The organism is Nitrobacter sp., from assembly GCF_051535235.1.
GTDB lineage: Bacteria > Pseudomonadota > Alphaproteobacteria > Rhizobiales > Xanthobacteraceae > Nitrobacter.
Genome location: NZ_JBPPLZ010000005.1, coordinates 199094 through 220454, shown reverse-complemented (window position 1 = coordinate 220454; position 21361 = coordinate 199094). Strand labels below are relative to the sequence as shown.

Genomic DNA, 21361 nt, shown 5'->3' with positions numbered 1-21361 from the left:
CGACCCTTACCCTTGTAGCGGCGTATCGATGATGGCGAGGCGCTCCTCGCCGGGTTTGAAGACGATGCTGGCGATGCCGAGCAGGCTGCGCAGTCTGTCGTCGGCGACCTTCATCGGCCCGGGCGAGGGCGCGGTGCCCGGCGCGGGCTGCGGGAAGGCGGTCGAGCGCGCGGTATGGAAGGTGACGTTGCCTTCGACCTTCTGCATCACCTGGTGGATGTGGCCGTTCAACACGGTCACCGAGCCGAAACTCTTGAGCAGGTCGAGCGCCCGCGCGCCGTCGTCGGTGCCCCAGCCCCAGGTCGGATAGACGCTCCACAACGGAATATGCGCGAACACCACGATCGGCTGCGAATTCGAGCGGCCTGTCAGGTCGTCCGCGAGCCACGTCAGTTGTTCCGCGCCGAGGTTGCCGAGACCGCCGGCTTTGAGATCGACGACGTTGACGAGGCCGATGAAATGCACGCCATTGGCGTCGAACGAATACCAGCCCGCGCCCTTGGTGCCGCGACCGTAGCGCTCGCGGTACAGCTTGACTTCCTCGTCGATGAAGTCGTGCTCGCCGGGCACATAGTGAACGTCGAGCCGCGACTGCGAGATGATGCGTTCGGCGTCGTCGAATTCGGAGGCTTTCGACAGGTGGGTGATGTCGCCGGTGTGGATCATGAAGGACGGCTTCGCCGGCAGCGTCTTGATCTTGCCGATCGCCTCTTCGAGCGTTGCGAGCGCGTGCGGGTTGGCAGCCTTGTCGAAGCCGACATGGCTGTCGCTGATCTGCAGGAAGGTGGGGGCGGACGCGGATGCTTCCGCGGCTTGCGCCGATCCGACGATGCCGAGCGATCGCGGCACGCCGCCGGCAATGGTCCAGAGCACGCCCGTGCCGGCCCATGTCATGCATTCAAGCACCTTGCGGCGGCTGACACCGTCGCCGTCGTGATTGTGGTTGCGGCTCATCGGAGGTCTCCCACGCCCGTCATTGGGCATGCAGACCTGATCGTGGAACATGCGGAGTTATTCCCGCGCGTTTTTGAGTATCTGTTTGGGTGCGGATGACGAAACCGTTACCGACGACTTGGATAGTCCATGGCAGGCGGCGTCGATCGGCACAAAAATCAGCGTATTGGGCCGCCCATTGCGTCATGGTAAGAGGGTAACAGATAGAATTCACTCCCGGCCCACCGGAACCCCGCCATGCCCATCGTCAACCGCGTTGCCGATCTGCAATCCGATATCGCTGACTGGCGTCGGGACATCCACGAGCATCCGGAACTGCTGTACGACGTGCGCCGCACCGCGGCGTTCGTGGCGGACCGCTTGCGGGAGTTCGGCTGTGACGAGGTTGCGACCGGACTCGGCCGGACCGGCGTCGTCGGTGTCATCAAGGGCAGGAAGCCTGCCGCCGATGGCGGGATCAGGGTGATAGGCCTGCGCGCGGACATGGATGCGCTGCCGATTCACGAGGAAACCAACCTGCCTTACTCATCGAAGACGCCCGGCAAGATGCATGCCTGCGGCCATGACGGCCACACCGCGATGCTGCTCGGCGCCGCGCGCTATCTCGCTGAGACGCGGAATTTCGCCGGCGAGGCCGTCGTGATCTTCCAGCCGGCGGAGGAGGGCGGCGCCGGCGCGGCTGCGATGATCAAGGACGGTTTGATGGACCGTTTCAGGATCGATCAGGTCTACGGCATGCATAACCTTCCGGGCGTCCCGCTCGGTTCCTTCGCCATCCGGCCGGGTCCGATCATGGCGGCGACCGACGCCGTCGATTTCCGGATCGAGGGGCACGGCGGCCACGCCGCACGGCCGCATCTCTGCATCGATCCGGTGCTGGCCGGATCACAGCTTGTCGTCGCCCTGCAATCGATCGTGTCGCGCAACGTCGATCCGCTGGAATCCGCCGTGATCTCGGTATGCGAGTTCCATGCCGGCAATACCCGCAACGTCATCCCGCAGACCGTCGAACTCGGCGGGACCGTCCGAACGCTTAAGGCCGACGTGCGCGACCAGATGGAGAAACGGATACGAGAGGTCGCCGCCGGCGTGGCGCTGACGAGTGGAACAAGGATCGATGTCAGGTTCGGTCGCGGCTATCCGGTCACGGTCAATCACGTCCGGCAGACCGAAACCGCGACGAAGATCGCCAGCGAAATCGCAGGCGAGGGCAATGTGCACGAGACGCCTCCGATGATGGGCGCGGAGGATTTCGCCTACATGCTGGAAGCCCGGCCCGGCGCCTTCATCTTCGTCGGCAATGGCGACAGCGCGGGCCTGCATCATCCAGCCTACAACTTCAACGACGACGCCATCGTCTACGGCACCTCGTACTGGATCAGGCTGGTCGAGAACATGCTCGCCGCCTGAGCGGCCACGCTCTTGCAGGGTCCCAGGAACATAGCCCGTCACGTCGCGTTAGGAAGCGGGAATTTCCCCTCCAACCGCGCGAGGCTACAATGACGAAAGACAAGGATCTTCACGACCTGTTCCTTGATCAGCTCAAGGACATCTACTTTGCTGAAAAGCAGATCCTGAAAGCGCTGCCCAAGATGGCGAAGGCGGCGACATCCGACAAATTGCGGGCGGCTTTCGAAAAACACCATGACGAGACCGAAGGCCAGGTCGAGCGCCTGGAACGAATTTTCGAGCTGATGGAAAAGCCGGCCAAGGGCAAGACCTGCGATGCCATTCTCGGTCTCCTTGAGGAAGGCAAGGAAGTCATGGAGGAATACAAGGGCACCGAGGCGCTGGACGCGGGCCTGCTTGCGGCAGCGCAGGCGGTGGAACATTACGAGATGGCGCGCTACGGAACGATGAAGGCGTGGGCGGTCCGGCTTGGCATGAAGGATGCCGTCAAGCTGATCGATGAAACGTTGCAGCAGGAACGCAAGACCGACAAGGATCTGACGGCGCTGGCCGAAGCCGGTGTCAACTCCGAGGCATTGGCTGCCTGATTTTTCGGGAAAGGCCGTCATCGGCGGCTATGGCCGCCGATGACGGGTCGATCTGCTTCACGCCGCCTTGTCGCGGCTCAGTTGCGTTGCGGCGATTTTCAGGTCGTCGACAAAACGTTCGTATTCGCGCGCTCTCGCATCCTCCTCGGGCACCCGCAGGAGATAGGACGGGTGTACCGTCACCAGCGCCTTGTGCCCGTCGTTCGTCTCGATCAGCCGGCCGCGGTTCTTGTTGATCGGCGTGATCCTGCCGAAAACGCTTTGCGCTGCGGTTGCGCCCATCGCCACCACGAGCCTGGGTTTGACGGTGGCGAGTTCGCGTTCATACCACTGGCGACAGGCTCTGATCTCAGCCGTGTTGGGTTTCTGGTGCAGCCGGATCTTGCCGCGCGGCACGAATTTGAAATGCTTCACCGCGTTCGTCACGTAGACCTTTCCGCGATCGATACCGGCTTCTTTCAGCGCGCGGTCGAGCATCTGGCCGGCGGGTCCGACGAACGGTTTTCCCACGAGGTCTTCCTTGTCGCCGGGCTGCTCGCCCACCAGCATGATCGGCGCAGGCGCCGGCCCTTCGCCGAACACGGTCTGCGTCGCGTTCTTCCAGAGCGGACAGGCACGGCATCCGGCGGCTTCTTCGCGCAGACGCGGGAGGGAGAGCTGCGGGGCGGTCATGGGCGTCTCCGCTGTCGGGTTTGCCACGGAAAACCCTTGAGGCAATTCCGGACGCTGCCCGGCGTTCCTTTGATGCCTTTGGATTCGTGAGCTAAAATCGTGTGCGAAAAGCTGGTTGACTCCCGGCCGCCTGGTGAGCTTATTATAGAACATAACGTGAACAATTGACTCCGCCGCGAGTTCATTGTCACGGGCGGATTGTGATCATGACTGGAAACCGGAGCAGCGCAGAGACGCTTGCGCGTCTGCGCGACCGCATCGCGCGCATCGAGGCCGGTCACGGCGGCGGAATGCCGGGCCGGGCCGCGCTCGGTCATGACGAGGCGGATGCCGAGCTGCAGGGCGGGCTTGCGCGTGGCGCCGTGCACGAGGTGTTCGCGGAAGGGCGGCACGGCGCGGCGGCGAGCGGCTTCATCGCGGGTCTTGCGCAGCGGATATGCGCAAACCGGCCGCTGCTCTGGGTGCGGCAGGATTTTGCCGCGCGCGAATCCGGTGCGCTGTCGATGCGCGGATGGCGCGAGTTCGGTCTCGATCCGTGTCTGTTGGTGACGGTCCATGCATCAGATGTGGAGAGCGCGTTGCGGACGGCGGCCGATGCGCTGGCCTGCGATGCGCTCGGTGCCGTGGTCATGGAGATATGGGGCGAGACGCGTCTGCTCGATCTTGTCGCCAGCCGCAGGCTGACGCTGGCGGCGGGGACCTCCGGGGTTACCGGGCTGCTTCTGCGGGTGGCGGCGACGCCGTTGCCTTCGACAGCGGAGACGCGGTGGATCGTGCGCCCGGCGCGCTCGCCGCCATGCGCGGCGTGGCAGACGTGGGGCGCGCCCGTGTTCGAGACGCAGCTTGTCCGCAATCGTCATGGCCGGACCGGCCAATGGATCATGGAGTGGAAATGTGATGAGTGCCTCTTCCGTGACGTCTCGATCCGTGACGCACAGACGCATCCTCAGCCTGTGGCTGCCGCGCCTGCCGACCGACCGGATCGCGCGCGAGTTGTTGCGCTCCGGCGGGCTGGGTGAAGCCTATCGTGCTTCGCAATCAAGCCCGGCAATGAAGGAGATATCCCCCCGCATCGTCGTCGCCAAACAGAACAATGCGCTGGTCGTCGCCGCGCTGGATGGCGCGGCCGCGCGGATTGGTCTCGCGGTCGGGTTGCCGCTGGCCAATGCCCGCGCGATCTGTCCCGACATCGACGTGTTCGATGCCGATGAGATGGCCGACGGCAAAACCCTGAACGGCATCGTCGACTGGTGCGACCGCTTCACGCCGCTGGTGGCGCTCGATCCGCCGCATGGTCTGCTTCTGGACATCACCGGCTGCGCGCATCTGTTCGGCGGCGAAGCGGCGCTTATGAATGCTCTATGCGGCGCGCTGACGCGGCAGGGTTTTGTCGTCAGCGCGGCGATCGCCGGCACGCCGGCCTGCGCGCGGGCGCTGACGCGCCATGCCCATGGCCGGATCGTTGCGCCCGGCGAGGAGGCAGGAGCGGTTGCGGCGCTGCCAGTGTTCACGCTTGGCGCGGATGACGCGATCACGCGCGGGCTGCGCCGCGCCGGGCTGAAAACCATCGGCGATGTCGCCGCGCGCGGCCGCCACGAGATCGCGGCGCGGTTCGGGGCGGCGTTCACGGCGCTGCTGGAGCAGGCGCTGGGGCAGGGCGATGCGCCGATCAACCCGCGCAAGCCGCTGCCGGATTTTATCGTCGAGAGGCGCTTCGCCGAGCCGATCGCCACCGACGGCGCGATCGCGATGACGCTGGCGGGTCTTGCGCGCACGCTCATCGCCGCGATGGAGAAACAGGGCAAGGGAGCGCGGCGGCTGGAAGCAGGTTTTTTCCGCACCGACGGCGCGGTGCGCGTCATTGCCGTCGAGACCGGACGTCCGGTCACGCGCGGCGAGACCATCGATCGCCTGTTCCGCGAGCGGCTCGATGCGCTGGCCGATCCGCTCGACCCCGGTTTCGGCTTCGATCTGGTGCGGCTGTCCGCCGTCCGGACCGATCTCGTGATACAGGAGCAGCGCGACCTCGACACGCATGTCAGGGACAATGACGAGGTGGCGGCGCTGGTCGATCGTCTTGCCGCCCGCATCGGCAGCCATCGCGTCGTCGTGCATCTGCCGCAGGACACCCACATTCCGGAGCGCGCGTCGTTCCCGGTGCCGGCGCAACAGAGTCTTGCGGCGGCCATGCGTGCCGAATGGTTGGAGCGTATCGAGGGCGAGCCGCCGCTGCGGCCGCTGCGCATGTTTGCGCCGCCGGAGCCGATCGAGGTGACGGCGATGTTTCCGGATGGACCGCCGGCACAGTTCAAATGGCGTCATCGCCAGTGTCTCATTGCACACGTCGAAGGACCCGAACGCATCGCCATGGAATGGTGGAATCGCTGCGAGCAGCCCTTGTCGCCCGAACCCGACGATGAATTCATGCGCCTGCATCCGCCACAAGGCGAGGTGGCAGTCGCGCGCGCCGATGGCAGCGCGCTGACGCGTGATTATTTTCGTGCCGAGGATAGGGAAGGCGTGCGGTACTGGCTTTATCGCGAAGGAACTTACGGGCGTGAAGTCCGGACGTTCCGCTGGTTCTTGCACGGGTTGTTCGCATGAAGCATCCGCGCGATAGTCCGGCCTATGCCGAAATCGGCATCACGACCAATTTCTCGTTCCTGCACGGCGGGTCGCATCCGCAGGAGTATGTGCATCAGGCCAGCGAATTGCGCCTTCCGATGATTGGCATTGCCGACCGTAATACGCTGGCGGGCGTGGTGCGTGCTTATACCGAACTGGAAAATCCCAAAGTCCGCTACAAGCCGCGGCTGCTGATCGGATCGCGTCTCGTTTTCATCGATGGGACGCCAGACATTCTCGTTTATCCTCACGACCGTGATGCCTATGGCCGGCTATGTCAGTTGCTCAGCAAAGGCAAGCTGGTAGCGGAGAAGGGCGAATGTCATCTGACATTGGATGATTTGCTGGAGTTTGCCGAAGGCCAGTGTCTCGTGCTGTCCTTGCCGCATCGTTTCGAGACGACAGCCGCGCTGAAAGTGCTGGAGCGATTGCGGCAGAGCAGCGCGGATGGCGTCTGGCTCGCGGCAAGCCTGCTCTATCGCGGCGACGACCGTCGCCGCCTGCTGCGATTGCAGCGGATCGCAACCACCGCGCGCGTGCCGCTGCTCGCAACCAACGAGGTGCTGTACCATCATCCCGCGCGCCGTCCCTTGCAGGATGTGCTGACCTGCATCCGCGAAAAGGCTGCGATCGATGCCATCGGTCGCAAGCTGGACACCAACGCCGAGCGGCATCTGAAGCCTGCCCATGAGATGGCGGTGCTGTTTCGCGATATTCCGGAGGCGATCGCCGAGACGGTAACGTTCGCATCGCGCATCGAATTTTCGCTGGATCAGCTCAAATACCAGTATCCCGACGAGCCGGTGCCGCCGGGCAAGACGGCGCAGCGTCATCTGGAGGACCTTACGTGGGCGGGTGTCGAAACATATTTTCCGGGAGGTGCGAATGAAGATCTGAAAACAGTTCTCCGCAAGGAATTGAACCTGATCGCCGAACTCGACTACGCCCATTACTTCCTCACCGTGCATGACATCGTGCACTGGGCGCGCGCGCAGAACATCCTGTGCCAGGGGCGCGGCTCGGCGGCGAATTCGGCCGTGTGCTACGTGCTTGGCATCACCTCGGTCGATCCCACCAAGGTCGATCTGCTGTTCGAACGTTTCATTTCCAAGGAGCGGCTGGAGCCGCCCGATATCGACGTCGATTTCGAGCATTCGCGCCGCGAGGAGGTCATGCAATATGTCTACCGCCGCTACGGCCGTCACCGCGCCGCGATCATCGCCACCGTCATTCACTATCGGCCGCGCAGCGCCATCCGCGACGTGGGCAAGGCGCTGGGCCTGACCGAGGATGTCACGGCGGCGCTCGCCGATACGGTCTGGGGAAGCTGGGGCGACGATGTCAGCGACATGCAGGTCAGGCAGGCCGGATTCGATCCGCAAAACCCCATGGTGCGCCGCGCCGTCGAACTTGCCACCGAACTGATCGGCTTTCCGCGTCACCTGTCGCAACATGTCGGCGGTTACGTGCTGACGCAGGACCGGCTCGACACTTACGTTCCGATTGGGAATGCGGCGATGGACGACCGCACCTTCATCGAGTGGGACAAGGACGATGTCGACGCGCTCCGGATGATGAAGGTCGACGTGCTGGCGCTCGGCATGCTGACCTGCATCCGCAAGTGTTTTGACCTGATCGCGGATCACAAGGGCGAGCGATGGGAGTTGGCGACGATCCCGCAGGATGAGAAGCCGGTCTACGACATGCTGTGCCGTGGCGAATCCCTCGGCGTGTTCCAGGTCGAGAGCCGGGCGCAGATGAACATGCTGCCGCGCTTGAGGCCGCGCACGTTCTACGATCTCGTCATCGAGGTCGCCATCGTCCGGCCGGGACCGATCCAGGGCGACATGGTGCATCCCTACCTGAAGCGGCGCGCCATGGATTCCGACAAGATCGCGTATCCCTATCCGAAGGGTGGCGACAAGGATGAATTGCGGAATGTTCTGAAACGCACGCTGGGCGTGCCGCTGTTTCAGGAACAGGCGATGCGCATCGCCATCGTCGCCGCGAAATTCACCTCGGAAGAGGCGAATGGGTTACGTCGCGCCATGGCCACGTTCCGCAACGTGGGCACCATCGGCTCCTTCCAGGAGAAGATGGTCAACAGCATGATCGCGCGCGGCTACGATCCGGTGTTCGCGAAAAACTGTTTCGAGCAGATCAAGGGATTCGGCTCTTATGGCTTTCCCGAAAGCCACGCGGCGAGTTTTGCGCAACTCGTCTACGTCTCATCGTGGCTGAAGCATTTTCATCCCGACGCGTTCTGCTGTTCCTTGCTGAATTCGCAGCCGATGGGTTTTTACGCGCCGGCGCAGATCGTCGGCGATGCCCGCAAGAACGGCGTCGAGGTGCGGCCGGTCGATGTTTCATTCAGCCATTCGCAGAACACTCTGGAGGAACGCGTGGGCGCGCATCACGCGGTGCGGCTCGGCTTCCGCCAGATCGACGGGTTCAAGTGGGTTGATAAGGATGAGGAGAGGGGCGAGCAGCAGGCGACCGATGAGGAATTGTTCCCTTCCCCCTTATGGGGGAGGGAAAGGGAGGGGGGTGAGCTACAAGACCGGTGCTTGAGATACCCCTCTCTCCACCTCTCCCCCACAAGGGGGGAGAGAGCAGGCAATGCGTGGATTGGGACTTCAAACCAGCCGTCTCAAGAACAGTTATCTTCTTCTTCGCTGACATCCGACGACTGGGGCGAGCGGATCGTCGCCGCGCGCTGGCGGCGGCCCTTCACCTCCATTGAGGATTTCGCCCGTGATACGAAACTGCCGAAGCGCGCGCTGATCCTGCTGGCCGATGCCGACGCCTTTCGCTCGCTCGGGTTCGACCGCCGCGCGGCGTTGTGGGCGGTGCGGCGTCTGCCGGACGATGTGCCGCTGCCGCTGTTCGAGCATGCCATCGCGCGCGAATTGCCGGACGAACATGCCGCGCCGCTGCCCGCGATGCCGCTGCCGGAGCAGGTGGTCGCCGATTATCAGACCGTGCGGTTGTCGCTGAAGGGGCATCCGATGGAATTTCTGCGCGCGATGTTCATCCGCGAGCGCGTGGTCAGTTGTGCCGAGGTCTCGCATGCCAATGACAAGCGCCGCGTCAGATGCGCGGGTGTGGTGCTGGTGCGGCAACGGCCGGGCAGCGCCAAGGGCGTCGTATTCATGACGCTGGAGGACGAGACCGGCATCGCCAATATCGTGGTGTGGCCGAAGATCATGGAGCGTTATCGCAAGGAGGTGATGGGGGCGCGGCTGATCGAGGTGGAGGGCACTATCCAGAGCAGCCCGGAGCAGGTCGTGCATCTGGTCGCGGATCAACTGACCGATCGCTCCACGGAACTGATGCATCTGGCGAACGACGCGCTTGTCCCCAGGCATCCGCTGCCGTCGCCGGCTGCACCGGCCGAACCGCTCAACGATGATCGTCGCGATCATCCTGACAATCCGGCGCAACGCATCCGCCATCCGCGCAATGTGCGCATCCTGCCGCGCTCGCGGGATTTTCATTGAGGGCCTCTCCACGTCATTCCGGACGCCGCCTCAGCGGCGATCACAGATGCGCAATTGCGCATCGGGAATCCGGTCATCCGGGAATCATTGACGACTGGATTCCGGGTTCGCGCCTTCGACGCGCCCCGGAATGACGACGAGAACGATCGACGATTCGTAGATCGTCTTGCTCCGTTCACTCCACCGACGCGCCGACCGGCGGTCCGCCGGGCGGGCGGTGCAGGAAGGTGATGGTGGCGAACGCCCCGAGCCAGGAGCCGACCGCGGCGAAGACCACATAGACCCAGTTCTCGGTATAGCTGATCACCGCGAAGGACGAGAGCAGGTACCAGACGCTGCTCCAGGTCGCCGCCGGCACCCGCCGCCGCGCCACCACGGCCGAGGTGAACATCACATAGACGGCGTCGGTTGCCGCGGTGGCCAGGACGACACCCGCAGCGGTCAAAGGATCAATGGCGGACATTCGAGCTCCTTGCGTTCGGCGCGTAAATCATGGACGACGGCCGACGCCGTTTGTCACGCGCCGCGCCGGTCCCGGCGGGGCGATGGCCTCCCGGCGCCGGCTGTTGTGGCCCCAGCATCGCAAAATATTAATGCGTCGGTATGCTTTTTGCGCGAAAGCAGGGCTGCGGTCGGCGACTATGTCGCCGGCGGTTTCCACGAACCTGACCCGGAGCGCCATTTCCTCTGATCTCCGCCTCGCGCGGACAAGGCGAGGCCGCCGACGATACCTGTTTCGAATTTCTCGCAGGTAGCATAAACCCGCGTTCGACCATTCACGAGGGATGAAAATGAGCGATGCAGAGCACGGCAAATCCATCGGCGTGGCGGATCTGCGGGCGGCCGCGGACCGTCTCGCCGGCCGGGTGATCCGCACGCCCCTGGTTCATTCGCGCACGCTGTCCGATATCAGCGGCGCCGAGGTCTGGCTCAAGCTGGAAAACCAGCAGTTCGTTGCGTCCTTCAAGGAGCGCGGCGCCGCCAACAAGCTGCTCACGCTGTCGCCTGAGGAGACGAAGCGCGGCGTCATCGCCATGTCCGCCGGCAACCACGCGCAGGGCGTCGCCTATCATGCCCACAACCTCGGCATCGCCGCCACCATTGTGATGCCGAAATCGACGCCGTTCGTGAAGGTGTCGCGGACGAGGAAGCTCGGAGCGCGGGTGCGGCTTGAGGGTGAGATTCTGGCGGAATCCGCCGCCTTTGCCCGGCAACTGGCCGCGGACGAAAATCTCGTCTTTGTCCATCCCTATAACGATCCGGCCGTGATCGCGGGGCAGGGCACGGTGGCGATCGAGATGCTGGAGGATCAGCCCACCCTCGACTGCATTCTCACGCCGGTGGGTGGCGGAGGACTGGTCGCGGGCTGCGCAATCGCGGCGGCGAACCATGCGTCGGCCGTCGAGGTGATCGGCGTCGAGGTGGAATCCTACGCCGCAGTGGCGCAGCATCTCGCCGGACGCCCGGTCTCGGTCGGCGGCGCGACCATCGCCGAAGGCATCGCGGTGCGCGACGTCGGCGCGCTGCCGCTGGCGATCCTGCGCGAATATGGCATCGAGGTGATGACGGTGGCGGAGCGCCTGATCGAAAAAGCCGTCATCCAGATGCTGGAGATCGAGAAGACCGTGACGGAAGGCGCGGGCGCGGCTGCGCTCGCGGCGCTGATGAGCAATCCCGCCCGGTTTGTGGGGCGGAAAGTCGGGTTGATCATTTCCGGCGGCAACATCGACACGCGCACGCTCGCCAACGTGCTGATGCGCGGACTGGTGCGCGACGGCCGGCTGATCGATCTCGTGGTGGAGATATCCGACAAGCCGGGCGCGCTGGCCGAACTCGCCTGCATCATCGCAGAACTCCGCGGCAATATCGTCGAGGTGCAGCATCAGCGCCTGTTCAGCGCACTGTCCGCCAACATGACCGAAGTCGAACTGGTGATCGAGGCGCAGGACACCGCGCACGGCAGCGCCATTGTTGCCGGCCTGGAAGCAAAAGGCGTGAGAGCGCGTCGCCGCGACCGGCTGGTGCTGTCCCGGGATTTGAACGAATGACGATGGTATCGTTGCGGCGAGGGCCGCAGCGTGCAAGGCGGGAAGGTGTACCGAATTTGATCGATATGCAGACCATTTGCTGATGCCCAAAATTTTCACCGATCCCGCCGCGATCGTCGACGACATCATTCGCGATGTCGGCTCCCATCTGATGGTGGGGTTGCCGCTCGGGCTCGGCAAGGCCAATCATATCATCAATGAGCTTTATCGGCGCGCCGCAGCCGATCGCAATCTCGACCTGACTTTCTTTTCGGCGCTGACGCTGGAGAAACCGCGGCCGTCGAGCGAGTTGGAAAAGCGATTCATCGCCCCTGTGATTGAGCGCCTGTTCGGCGGCTGGCCGGACCTCGATTACGCCGCCGCCTTGCACAAAGGCGAACTGCCGCCGAACATCAAGGTCACCGAATTCTTCTTCCTGGCGGGCAAGTGGCTGCGCAACGCCTATGCCCAGCAACACTACATCGCCGCCAATTATACCCACGCCGCATCCTACATCCTCGACCGTGGCCTCAACGTTATCACCCAGCTCGTGGCCAAACGCGTCGTGAACGGCGAGACGCGCTACAGTCTGAGCTGCAACACGGACACCACGCTCGACCTGCTGCATGCCCGTGCCGCCGGCCGGGCGTCGTTCAAGCTGGTGGGACAGGTCAATTCGCAACTGCCGTTCATGCCCGGCGCAGGCGACCTGCCGGCCGGCGAATTCAGCGCCATCCTGGACAGCCCCGAGACCGATTTTCCGCTGTTCGCGCCGCCGTCCGAGCCCGTGTCGGATATCAAGTACGCCATCGGTCTGCACGCGGCGGGGCTCATCAAGGACGGCGGCACGTTGCAGATCGGCATTGGCCAGGTCGGTGACGCGCTGGCGCAAAGCCTGATCCTGCGTCATCGCGACAACGCGCGGTTTCGCGACATCGCGGCGCGGCTCGCGCCGAATAGCGCGATGAAAGAAACCACGCCGTTCGCGACCGGTCTTTATGGCGTCAGCGAAATGGTGTTCGAGGCGTTCCTCGGGCTGATCCAGGCCGGCGTGCTCAGGCGCGAGGTCGATGGCGCTGTTCTGCACGGCGCGTTCTTTCTGGGTCCGCAATCATTCTACCGCGCCTTGCGCGAGATGGCGCCCGCGCAGCGCGCGCGCATCCAGATGACGGCGGTGTCCTTCACCAACGAATTGTACGGCGACGAGGCCGTCAGGCGCCGCGCCCGCGTCGATGCGCGCTTCGTCAACAACGCCATGATGGCGACGCTGATGGGCGCCGCGATCTCCGACGGCCTCGACAACGGCCAGGTGGTGAGCGGCGTCGGCGGTCAGTACAATTTCGTCGCGCAGGCCTTCGCGCTCGAAGGCGCGCGCTCGATCCTCACGCTGGAATCGACGCGGCGCGAGAAGCACGGCGTGGTGTCGAACATCCGCTGGTCCTATGGTCATGGCACCATCCCGCGCCACCTGCGCGATATCGTGGTCACCGAATACGGCGTGGCGGACCTGCGCGGCAAGTCGGATGCCGAGGTGATCGCGGCGATGCTCAACGTCGCGGACTCGCGCTTCCAGGACCAGTTGATGCGGCAGGCGGTCGACGCCGGAAAGCTGCCGCGCGATCACCGGATTCCCGTAGTGCATTGCGACAATACGCCGGCGCGTATCGCCGCCGCGTTGAAGCCCGCGCAGGTGGCTGGCCTGCTGCCGGCGTTTCCGTTCGGTAGCGATTTCACCGAGGTCGAGCAGCGGCTGATCCCCGCGCTTGAATCCTTGCGTGACGCATCGCGTTCGCCATTGGCTCTTGCCGGTTTGCTGATGGAGGGATTGCGCCCCGGTGATGCGTCGATACAGCCCGCGCTGGCGCGCATGGGGCTCGATCATCCGAACAGGTTTTCGGACAGGCTTTATCGTGCGCTGCTCAACGGCGCGTTGAAGCGGAGCAGCGGGAAATAGTTCTCGTCAAGGCGATGGTCCAAAGAATATCGCGAAGATAGATGGATACGCGCGTCAAGCCCGCTATGGCGGCGTCTGTACGGGGAGGGTAGGCGTTTCCGTTATCTGTTCTTGTTCGCCGGCTTGCGCTTCTCGACGAACGCCGCCATGCCTTCGGCGCGATCTTCCAGCGCGAAGGTCGAGCGGAACAGGTCGCGTTCGACGTTCATGCCTTCCGACAGCGTCGTCTCGAACGCGCGATTGACGGCGCTCTTGGCCATCGCCGCGGCAGGACGGGACATTGAAGCGATCTTCTCGGCGGCGGCGATCGCCTCGTCCATCAGTCTGTCGACGGGTACGATGCGGCTCACAAGACCCGACCGCTCGGCTTCCGCCGCGTCCATCATCCGACCGGTGAGACAGAGGTCCATCGCCTTGGCCTTGCCGACGGCGCGGGTCAGGCGCTGCGTGCCGCCGATGCCGGGAATGGTGCCAAGGGTGATTTCGGGCTGACCGAATTTCGCGGTATCGGAGGCGATGATAACGTCGCACATCATGGCGAGTTCGCAGCCGCCGCCGAGCGCGTAGCCGCTCACCGCCGCGATGGTCGGCTTGCGGCAGGCGGCGACGCGATTGCTGCCGATTGCCTGGAAATCCTCGCCGAACATATCGATGAAGGTTTTCGGCTGCATTTCCTTGATGTCGGCGCCGGCGGCGAAAGCCTTTTCATTGCCGGTGATCAGGATGCAGCCGACGCCGTCGTCGGCCTCGAGATCGTCCACCGCGGCCGCGATTTCGCGAAACACCGCGAATGACAGCGCATTGAGCATTTTCGGCCGGTTCAGCCTGATGATGCCGACCGCGTCCTTTCTCTCGACGACGATGTGCTCGAACGTGCTCATGGCCATCCCGCTTCTCCCGCTGCATGCCGCGCCGGATGTGTGTCGGTTGGCAATGTGCCCGCGGTCAGGCGAGGCCGCAAGGCTGCGTTTTGCGTTGCGCGACCTGTGGCGCGGATGCAAAACGCCGGTCCGGCGAGAGCGACGGACCGGCGGCGGAAGAACAGAAATATCGGCCGGCTTCCGGCGCGGCACGGACGCGGGATCAGGCCATGAACATCCGCGCGGCGGAGCCGAGCGTGAGCAGGCCGCCGAAGGCGATGAAGATCTTGCCGATCAGGGAGGTATGGTTCCAGGTGGTGTTGTCGCTTCCCGTCACCGCCTGTGCAGCGGTGTCGGCACTGCTCGCGGACGGCGCGACGTCGATGGACGCCAGTGCGAGATGAGCTTCGGCCGGTTTGTCGTCGATCAGGGCGCGGTCGATTTCGTTGAGTTCGTCGGGCGAAACGATATCCGCGACAGCCGCGGAGTTCGTATTGCCGGCTTGCGGCGCAGGATTTCCCTGATTGGCGGACAGCATCTGGCCGGCACTGCTGGCGAGCGCGCCCGCTTCGGTCCTGGGCAAATCTTCGATGGCGCCGGGCATCTCGGCATTGGCGTTTGCGTCGGCGACGGCCGGCGGCAGCGGCGTCTGCTTGTCGCTGTCCTCAGCCGCTGTCGTCTCGTGAGCGGTTGTCGCCGCGTGAACTTTCGTATCGGCTTTCGTTTCCGGCTTGGTTGATTTCCGCGTTCGTGCGTGCCGCTTGTGTGGCTTGTGGTTGGTGCTGAGCTTGACCGGCGCTCCGGCGCTTTCAGCGTGGGAGGCCGGACTGGCCGGTTCCGCAGCGCTGTCGGTCGCGCGCATCGGCCCTGCGAAGCCCAAACATAGCCCTGCTGCGATGATCAACGCCGAGCGTCCTCTGGCCTTGATGCTCATGGCAATCTCCCCGTTTTGTCAGCCGATTGGTCGACAAAAGAAACGCCGGGCGTGGCCACACCGGGGCAGAAAAAGGGAATTTCAACGACCGTGGCGAAACCATGGCATTCCCGTCCGGTCCGCTTACGTCAGCCGGCGTCAGCCGCCTGTTGCGTCCGGTGAAAACGCAGCACCTGCTGCGCCGTGGACGGGCGCAGACGTTCATAGGTCTGCTCTGTGGCGTTGATATCCGTCACCTCGATATCCGTGAGATCCTTGCGCATGTTGATGATGGTCTTGACGGTCAACCAGGAGAGCCCGCTGACTTTCGCGAGAATGAGCAAGCCCTCGGTTTTGGATTCGATCATCATTTTCTCGGCGACGGCGACCGAGACTTTGGCGAGGCAGGCGATGGCGGCGTTGGTTTCGTCGAACTTCCCGGCTTTCGCAAATGAGGCGACTTCTTTTTCATCGAGCCGTCCGTCTTCGTACAGAGACCTGACCAGTCCGTGCGCGATGGTCGTATCCTCGCTGATGGCCGCCGGCGCCGAACGTGCCCGCCGTGCCACTTCGCTGACGGCGACCGAAACATCGTTCACCCGATCCGGGTTGGCCGCGGCGAGACGGGCCTTCACCGAGGCGGAGGCCTTTGCGATCAGCTTCAGATAATGATGACGCGGGATCGACGGCCGCCGCTTCCCGACGCAGATCGCGATGTCGTCGTCGGCCTCGGCGCGTGCGACGAGCCGCGTGAAACCTTGCTCGGAAAATTCCGCGCCCGGATTGTTGACGGTGCTTTTGACGACCTCGTCGTTGCCTCGCTCTACCAGAATGTCGGTGACAGCTCCGCTCAAAACTTTCCGCGTCGAGATGGCCAGCAGATGCGCCTGGCTCTTGCTGCGGGCGTTCTCGACCAGCGCATCGTCACCGAGCCGTTCGGACAGCGACAGCACGGGCGCGGCGATTTCGATCAGATCGTCGAAGGCCAGCGCGTGAATGATCTGCGGCGGAGCCTTGGCAACGGGAGCGAGCCGCCTGGCGAGCAGTGCTTTCGCCGAGGTCTCGATATGCCGGATCAGGCAATTGAACACGTCGTCAAAGACTGTGATCTGTTCGTCGGAATAGTCGACCGCGTTGTTCAGGAACAGGTCGGTGACGCGCCGCAGCGTTTCGACCCGCCGCGCGACGGTGCCATGGGCGAGAACAGTCTGAAGTTCGTCAAGCAGACTTGCGGAGGAGACGGCCGATTTGGAAGCCATGGCTCTATCCTAGAGTTCCCACATCGTACGCAGCGACATTCTGCTCGCCTGGATCCGAATCGCGGTCGGAACGGTACGGGTATAAGCGTGGATCAAAAGCGCCCGTCGATGACGCCGCAGCTTGACAGGAGTGTACCGGGAAAAGCCTTTAGGTTTGGTATCTTTTGGCCGGCGGGGCGCCCGACGGTATCGTTAACAGGTTATTTCTGCAGAGGAATTTTCATCCATCGGGGGCGGAGGTGAGGCTCGCGGCCCGCTGTCAGGCTGGCCTTACAGCGTGGTCCTCTTGCATGGCGGTCCGGGTGCCTTGCCCTTTCCGCTGATTCAGGCTCAACCTTGGTGGAGTGCTACCCGCGTCGCTGACGTACAAGATTCAAATCCTCTGCCAGACTCCTGTTTATTGCTGGTGGTTCTTCGCATTTGCAAAAATCCTTCCGCACCGGGATGCAGATCAGACCACAAGCCTGCCTGATGGCCGATGCCGACAATTTGAGAAGATTTGCTTTGTCAGTCGAACCTTTAGCCCTGCAACGCCGACCAATTCTGAGAGACGGCCAGTGAGCGCGGCACAGGCGGCATCGGATGAGACCCTGATCGCCCGGATCGCTCAAGGCGACCGCCTCGCCATGCAGGTGCTGTATGGGCGACACCACGTCAGAGTCTTTCGTTTTGGACTGAGGCTCGTGAGAAACGAACAGGTCGCGGAAGATCTTATCAGCGAGGTCTTTCTTGACGTCTGGCGCCAGGCCGGCAAGTTCGAGGGCCGATCCGCCGTCTCCACATGGTTGCTGGCCATTACGCGCTTCAAGGCCCTGTCGGCGCTGCGCCGCAGGAAGGATGCCGAGCTGGACGATGAGACCGCCAACGCGATCGAGGATCAATCCGACGATCCCGAGGTGATGGTCCAGAAGAAGGATACGAGTAACGCATTGCGTGAGTGCCTGACGCGGCTTTCGGCGGAACACCGGGAAATCGTCGATCTTGTCTATTACCACGAGAAATCGGTGGAAGAGGTCGCCGAGATCGTCGGGATTCCCGAGAACACGGTGAAGACGCGGCTATTCTATGCGCGCAAAAAGCTTGCCGGTCTGCTGAAGGCAGCCGGCATAGAACGAGGTTGGCCATGATGGCGGCGAACAAGAAGATCGTGGAGGCTGGACCCGACGACATCGAGGCCTTGCTGCCGTGGCACGCAGCCGGAACGCTGAGTGCCCGCGATGCGCGCCGGGTCGAGCAGGCGCTGGCGCGGGATCCGGCGCTCGCGAAGCAGTATTCGGTCATCCAGCAGGAGTATGTCGAAACCATTTCGCTGAATGAAAGTCTAGGCGCGCCGTCTGTTCGCCCGATGCAAAAGCTGTTCGCCGCGATCGATGCCGAGCCGGTGCGCAGTGCTTCGATGTCGCGCGGCCTCTCGGCGCGGATTTCGCAATTCTTTGCCGGACTCTCGCCGCGCATGCTGGCCGCAAGCGGTGCGATCGGCGGGCTCGTCGTCCTGCTTCAGGCCGGCGTGATCGCCGCGATGCTGGCAAGGGACGGAGGCCATTCGTTCCAGACCGCGTCTCATCGGACGGAAAACACGCCGTTGACCCGGGGGCTGGCCACCGACTCCAGTCCGCAAGTGCTGGTGCGGTTCGCACCGGACGCGCGCATGTCGGATATCAGCGCGCTGCTCGATGCCTATCAGGCGACGATCGTTTCGGTATCCAGAGGCGGACTGTTCCAGTTGCGTTTCGACGGCAAGGCGCCGAAGGACTCAGGCGACCTGATCAGCAGGCTTCAGAGTGAGAAGATCGTCAATCTCGCCGTTCCGGCTCAATAGGATCGGGCGATGCGTCGGCGCGCGACGAGCATGACGAGATGGAGCGCCGTGCTCGCCGCCTTGACGGGTCTGTGCGGGATCGCCGGATTCGACGCTCCCACGGTTCACGCGCAAACCCTCACGCAAGGAGGATCCAGAGGCTCTTCGGCGTTCGGATCGCGCGGCGGCGTGACGGCCGGACGCGGCGGGATGGGTGGCGGCTACCATCCGGGCTGGGGCCATCGTGGCATCGGGCTGGGTTATGGCGGTTTGGGTTATGGACTGCCGCTGGGTGTGATCGAAGCTCCCTATGTCGAAGCTCCTTATCGTGTCATCGAACGCGAGGACGTCCCGGTGAACGACGGCGAGCGGTCGCGTCCGCTGCGCCGCAAGACCGTTGACCGCGAGCCGAAACCGCGAAAACCGGTCACCGCCGTCACCGCGTCAGGCATCTCCTATATCCGCTACGCGTCCAACACCTATCCGGTTTGTGCGCGCGGCGACGGCGTGATGAGCGGCGAATGCAACGGCCGTCCGTTCGTTGCCGACCCCGGAGGCAATGGTCCGCCGCCGGCGGATCAGAACAGCGGACCTCGCCGGAGTGCGGGGCAAGCTGCTGCGTCGCGCAACTATCTGCCCGGCCAGATCGTCGCCGAAACCGCCGCCATGCCCGATGCGCAACTCGCCGCGTTGGCGCGAAGGCACCGGCTCCAACGTATCAACTCCCAGGATTTTCCGCTGACCGGCAGCACGGTCAGCCTGTTCCGCATCGTCGGCCAGCGTCCGGTCGAGCAGGTCCAGACTGAGCTGCGCGCCGATGCAGCCGTCCGCGCGGTGCAGCCGAATTTCCGTTACGTCCTGCAGGACCAGAGGACAACGGCCGCGGTCGCCGAAGGCGATCCCGCGCAATATGCGCTGGCAAAGCTGAGGCTTCCGGAAGCCCATACGCTGGCACACGGCAAAGGCGTCGTCGTCGCCGTGATCGATTCCGCGATCGATGCCGATCACCCCGAACTGGCCGGCTCGATCGCCGGGAGTTTCGATGCGCTCGATGCCAGGGACGGGCCGCATGTGCACGGCACCGGCATCGCCGGCGCGATCGTCGCCCATGCGCGGCTGATGGGGAGTGCGCCAGCCGCCAGAATTCTCGCGATCCGCGCTTTCGGCGTGACGCAGGGCGCGGCCGAGAGCACGTCGTTCACGATCCTCAGGAGTCTGGACTATGCGGCGGCTCACGGGGCGCAGGTCGTCAACATGAGCTTTGCCGGCCCGAAGGATGCGCTGGTCTCGCGCGGCATCGCGGCCGTGGCGGCAAAGGGCATCATCATGGTGGCCGCAAGCGGCAATGCCGGTCCGAAATCGCCGCCGCTTTATCCGGCCGCCGACGCCGGTGTGATCGCGGTCAGCGCGACCGATGTCGACGACCGACTGTTTGCCGCTTCCAACCGCGGCAGCCATATCGCGGTCGCGGCTCCCGGCGTCGATATCTTTCTTCCCGCGCCGGGCGGAAAATACCAGATGACGTCGGGCACCTCGTTCTCCGCCGCCTATGTCAGCGGCCTCGCGGCGTTGGTGCTGGAGCGCAATCCGGCGCTGAAGCCGGCCGACGTTCGCGCTATCCTGACGACCAGCGCCCGCGATCTCGGAGCGCCGGGCCGCGATGATCTGTTCGGGGCCGGCGAGGCGAACGGGTACGACGCCGTGAAGGCCGTGCCAGATGGCGCTGTCTCTGCCGCGGACGGAACTGCGCCGGTCATCGCCGTATCCAATCCGGCGCCGGCCGTTGCCGCATCCGATACCCCCGCGGCGACGTCCGGCGAGGCGGACCCCGCGACCGCTGCGGGCGAACCGTTACCCGCGCCCGCAAACATGGACCCGCCGGCGGCGGCTCCTTCCGCGAAATAATCAGTCTTTCCAGACCGTTAAAAAATTCAGGGCCGCCTTGAACGTTTTTCGCGGGCGCGACGACACAAGCAATGTGGGAGCCAAAACTCCCCCGAGGCTATATCAGGCGCGAGCGCCCATCCACCCCAGCGCCCATATGGCTTGACCCGCCCGGTTGTCCCCCCGGGCGGGTCTCTTCGTTTCAGGGACCTTCTGAATCGCAGCGACAGCCGCATCCGTGGAAACCCGTGCGAGCGGCGTCATATTCGTGCCACAAAGTGCTGGACTTCGCCAAAGTTTTCCACAGAATATCCAGCAATTGCTTGAATGATTCGTTCGTTGCGTCTGCGTCCGTTCTCCTCCTTGCGGACTGTCCCATGACTCAACGAAGCGACGCCGGCCTCGCCCGAAGGCACGTTCAGGATTACGCTCAGCACATCCTCGATCGCTGGTGCAGGATCGCCGAACAGCGGCTCGACTATCTCATCGAACTTTATGAAAGCGGACGGTGGCGCCGCTTCCATTCCGAGCACGCCTTCATGGAAAACATCCTTGAGGCGAAGGCTGCCGTCGAAACCTGGCGAGCGCTGGCACGGCGCGAGGCGACGCCTGACAATCAGGCGATCGATCGGTCGCCCCTCGACCGGCCCGCGGAGACCTCTGCCATAACGCAGGACGAGACCGGACCATCGACGGCCCGGCAGTGCGGAACCGCGGCCGTGCATGCGGCGCTGGCGTCGATCGTGTCACTGCCTGAGGATACGTTGGTCGAGGCGAACGACGACGCACCGGCGGAAGAGCAAACGGCATCGAGCGCCGCAATGTCGGCGGCTATCGTGCCGGGCCAGCTTACTTTCCAGGAACGCTATCCGATGCTGCGCTATAACGCCCTGTAGCGGCCGCTTCGATGGGACGTTC

The 21361-nt window shown here is 64.0% G+C and carries 16 protein-coding genes and 1 pseudogene; 11 read left to right on the top strand and 6 right to left on the bottom strand.

Annotation, left to right across the window (positions count from 1 at the left end; genetic code table 11):
- Positions 1-6: 6 nt before the first annotated feature.
- Positions 7-954, bottom strand: coding sequence for a metallophosphoesterase family protein (locus tag ACS3WA_RS09460; RefSeq protein WP_438278272.1), 948 nt, complete (start codon positions 952-954; stop codon positions 7-9).
- A gap of 237 nt (positions 955-1191) precedes the next feature.
- Here ACS3WA_RS09460 and ACS3WA_RS09455 point away from each other — a divergent pair, with 237 nt between their 5' ends.
- The gene (locus ACS3WA_RS09455; protein ID WP_438278271.1) at positions 1192-2364 is read left to right on the top strand and encodes a M20 aminoacylase family protein; all 1173 of its coding nucleotides are present in this window, start codon (positions 1192-1194) and stop codon (positions 2362-2364) included.
- Between the two features lie 89 nt (positions 2365-2453).
- Entirely contained in the window at positions 2454-2951 is a 498-nt protein-coding gene (locus ACS3WA_RS09450) for a ferritin-like domain-containing protein (RefSeq protein ID WP_438278270.1), read from the top strand.
- Positions 2952-3008: 57 nt separating this feature from the next.
- On the opposite strand, the pseudogene ACS3WA_RS09445 reads toward ACS3WA_RS09450, so the two are convergent.
- Positions 3009-3689 (bottom strand): annotated as a pseudogene (locus tag ACS3WA_RS09445) (UdgX family uracil-DNA binding protein); the annotation flags it as partial.
- A 140-nt stretch (positions 3690-3829) separates the two neighbouring features.
- Between ACS3WA_RS09445 and ACS3WA_RS09440 the strand changes: the two are divergent.
- The 3 genes from ACS3WA_RS09440 to ACS3WA_RS09430 are packed head-to-tail and all read left to right on the top strand — an operon-like array spanning position 3830 to position 9748.
- Entirely contained in the window at positions 3830-4642 is an 813-nt protein-coding gene (locus tag ACS3WA_RS09440) for an ImuA family protein (RefSeq protein ID WP_438278269.1), read from the top strand.
- The gene (locus ACS3WA_RS09435) at positions 4536-6227 is read left to right on the top strand and encodes a Y-family DNA polymerase (RefSeq protein WP_438278306.1); all 1692 of its coding nucleotides are present in this window, start codon (positions 4536-4538) and stop codon (positions 6225-6227) included. Before ACS3WA_RS09440 ends, ACS3WA_RS09435 begins: the two co-directional genes overlap by 107 nt.
- Positions 6224-9748 carry an error-prone DNA polymerase gene (locus tag ACS3WA_RS09430; RefSeq protein WP_438278268.1) on the top strand — a complete coding sequence of 1175 codons (3525 nt, stop codon included), beginning with the start codon at positions 6224-6226 and terminating at the stop codon, positions 9746-9748. Before ACS3WA_RS09435 ends, ACS3WA_RS09430 begins: the two co-directional genes overlap by 4 nt.
- Positions 9749-9923: 175 nt before the next feature.
- On the opposite strand, the gene ACS3WA_RS09425 is transcribed toward ACS3WA_RS09430, so the two are convergent.
- Complete coding sequence (locus ACS3WA_RS09425; RefSeq protein ID WP_438278267.1) at positions 9924-10211, bottom strand: hypothetical protein; 288 nt, start codon at positions 10209-10211, stop codon at positions 9924-9926.
- A 328-nt stretch (positions 10212-10539) separates the two neighbouring features.
- Between ACS3WA_RS09425 and ACS3WA_RS09420 the strand changes: the two genes are divergently transcribed.
- Both ACS3WA_RS09420 and ACS3WA_RS09415 read left to right on the top strand, forming a co-directional pair.
- Positions 10540-11796: a threonine ammonia-lyase gene (locus tag ACS3WA_RS09420; RefSeq protein WP_438278266.1), complete on the top strand. Its 1257-nt coding sequence runs from the start codon at positions 10540-10542 to the stop codon at positions 11794-11796.
- Positions 11797-11878: 82 nt separating this feature from the next.
- Positions 11879-13729 carry an acetyl-CoA hydrolase/transferase C-terminal domain-containing protein gene (locus tag ACS3WA_RS09415; protein ID WP_438278265.1) on the top strand — a complete coding sequence of 617 codons (1851 nt, stop codon included), beginning with the start codon at positions 11879-11881 and terminating at the stop codon, positions 13727-13729.
- A gap of 101 nt (positions 13730-13830) precedes the next feature.
- On the opposite strand, the gene ACS3WA_RS09410 is transcribed toward ACS3WA_RS09415, so the two are convergent.
- From ACS3WA_RS09410 to ACS3WA_RS09400, 3 genes are all read right to left on the bottom strand, one after another.
- Positions 13831-14610: an enoyl-CoA hydratase gene (locus ACS3WA_RS09410; RefSeq protein ID WP_438278305.1), complete on the bottom strand. Its 780-nt coding sequence runs from the start codon at positions 14608-14610 to the stop codon at positions 13831-13833.
- Positions 14611-14812: 202 nt separating this feature from the next.
- On the bottom strand, positions 14813-15523 hold the full coding sequence (locus tag ACS3WA_RS09405; RefSeq protein ID WP_438278264.1) for a hypothetical protein: 711 nt from the start codon (positions 15521-15523) through the stop codon (positions 14813-14815).
- A 128-nt stretch (positions 15524-15651) separates the two neighbouring features.
- Complete coding sequence (locus ACS3WA_RS09400) at positions 15652-16761, bottom strand: DUF2336 domain-containing protein (RefSeq protein ID WP_438278263.1); 1110 nt, start codon at positions 16759-16761, stop codon at positions 15652-15654.
- Between the two features lie 557 nt (positions 16762-17318).
- Between ACS3WA_RS09400 and ACS3WA_RS09395 the strand changes: the two genes are divergently transcribed.
- The 4 genes from ACS3WA_RS09395 (at position 17319) to ACS3WA_RS09380 (ending at position 21339) form a co-directional block, all read left to right on the top strand.
- Positions 17319-17888, top strand: coding sequence for a sigma-70 family RNA polymerase sigma factor (locus ACS3WA_RS09395; protein ID WP_438278304.1), 570 nt, complete (start codon positions 17319-17321; stop codon positions 17886-17888).
- Entirely contained in the window at positions 17885-18580 is a 696-nt protein-coding gene (locus ACS3WA_RS09390) for a hypothetical protein (protein ID WP_438278262.1), read from the top strand. The genes ACS3WA_RS09395 and ACS3WA_RS09390 overlap by 4 nt, the downstream gene beginning before the upstream one ends.
- Before the next feature lie 30 nt (positions 18581-18610).
- Positions 18611-20464, top strand: coding sequence for a S8 family serine peptidase (locus tag ACS3WA_RS09385; protein ID WP_438278261.1), 1854 nt, complete (start codon positions 18611-18613; stop codon positions 20462-20464).
- 356 nt (positions 20465-20820) lie between these two features.
- Complete coding sequence (locus ACS3WA_RS09380; RefSeq protein WP_438278260.1) at positions 20821-21339, top strand: TIGR03809 family protein; 519 nt, start codon at positions 20821-20823, stop codon at positions 21337-21339.
- Positions 21340-21361 lie beyond the last annotated feature (22 nt).

Bases quoted from the DNA above. Each gene is read 5' to 3' on its own strand.
- ACS3WA_RS09460 (WP_438278272.1), bottom strand. From the start codon at position 954: ATGAGCCGCAACCACAATCACGACGGCGACGGTGTCAGCCGCCGCAAG.
- ACS3WA_RS09455 (WP_438278271.1), top strand. From the start codon at position 1,192: ATGCCCATCGTCAACCGCGTTGCCGATCTGCAATCCGATATCGCTGAC.
- ACS3WA_RS09450 (WP_438278270.1), top strand. From the start codon at position 2,454: ATGACGAAAGACAAGGATCTTCACGACCTGTTCCTTGATCAGCTCAAG.
- ACS3WA_RS09440 (WP_438278269.1), top strand. From the start codon at position 3,830: ATGACTGGAAACCGGAGCAGCGCAGAGACGCTTGCGCGTCTGCGCGAC.
- ACS3WA_RS09430 (WP_438278268.1), top strand. From the start codon at position 6,224: ATGAAGCATCCGCGCGATAGTCCGGCCTATGCCGAAATCGGCATCACG.
- ACS3WA_RS09425 (WP_438278267.1), bottom strand. From the start codon at position 10,211: ATGTCCGCCATTGATCCTTTGACCGCTGCGGGTGTCGTCCTGGCCACC.
- ACS3WA_RS09420 (WP_438278266.1), top strand. From the start codon at position 10,540: ATGAGCGATGCAGAGCACGGCAAATCCATCGGCGTGGCGGATCTGCGG.
- ACS3WA_RS09415 (WP_438278265.1), top strand. From the start codon at position 11,879: ATGCCCAAAATTTTCACCGATCCCGCCGCGATCGTCGACGACATCATT.
- ACS3WA_RS09410 (WP_438278305.1), bottom strand. From the start codon at position 14,610: ATGAGCACGTTCGAGCACATCGTCGTCGAGAGAAAGGACGCGGTCGGC.
- ACS3WA_RS09405 (WP_438278264.1), bottom strand. From the start codon at position 15,523: ATGAGCATCAAGGCCAGAGGACGCTCGGCGTTGATCATCGCAGCAGGG.
- ACS3WA_RS09400 (WP_438278263.1), bottom strand. From the start codon at position 16,761: ATGGCTTCCAAATCGGCCGTCTCCTCCGCAAGTCTGCTTGACGAACTT.
- ACS3WA_RS09390 (WP_438278262.1), top strand. From the start codon at position 17,885: ATGATGGCGGCGAACAAGAAGATCGTGGAGGCTGGACCCGACGACATC.
- ACS3WA_RS09385 (WP_438278261.1), top strand. From the start codon at position 18,611: ATGACGAGATGGAGCGCCGTGCTCGCCGCCTTGACGGGTCTGTGCGGG.
- ACS3WA_RS09380 (WP_438278260.1), top strand. From the start codon at position 20,821: ATGACTCAACGAAGCGACGCCGGCCTCGCCCGAAGGCACGTTCAGGAT.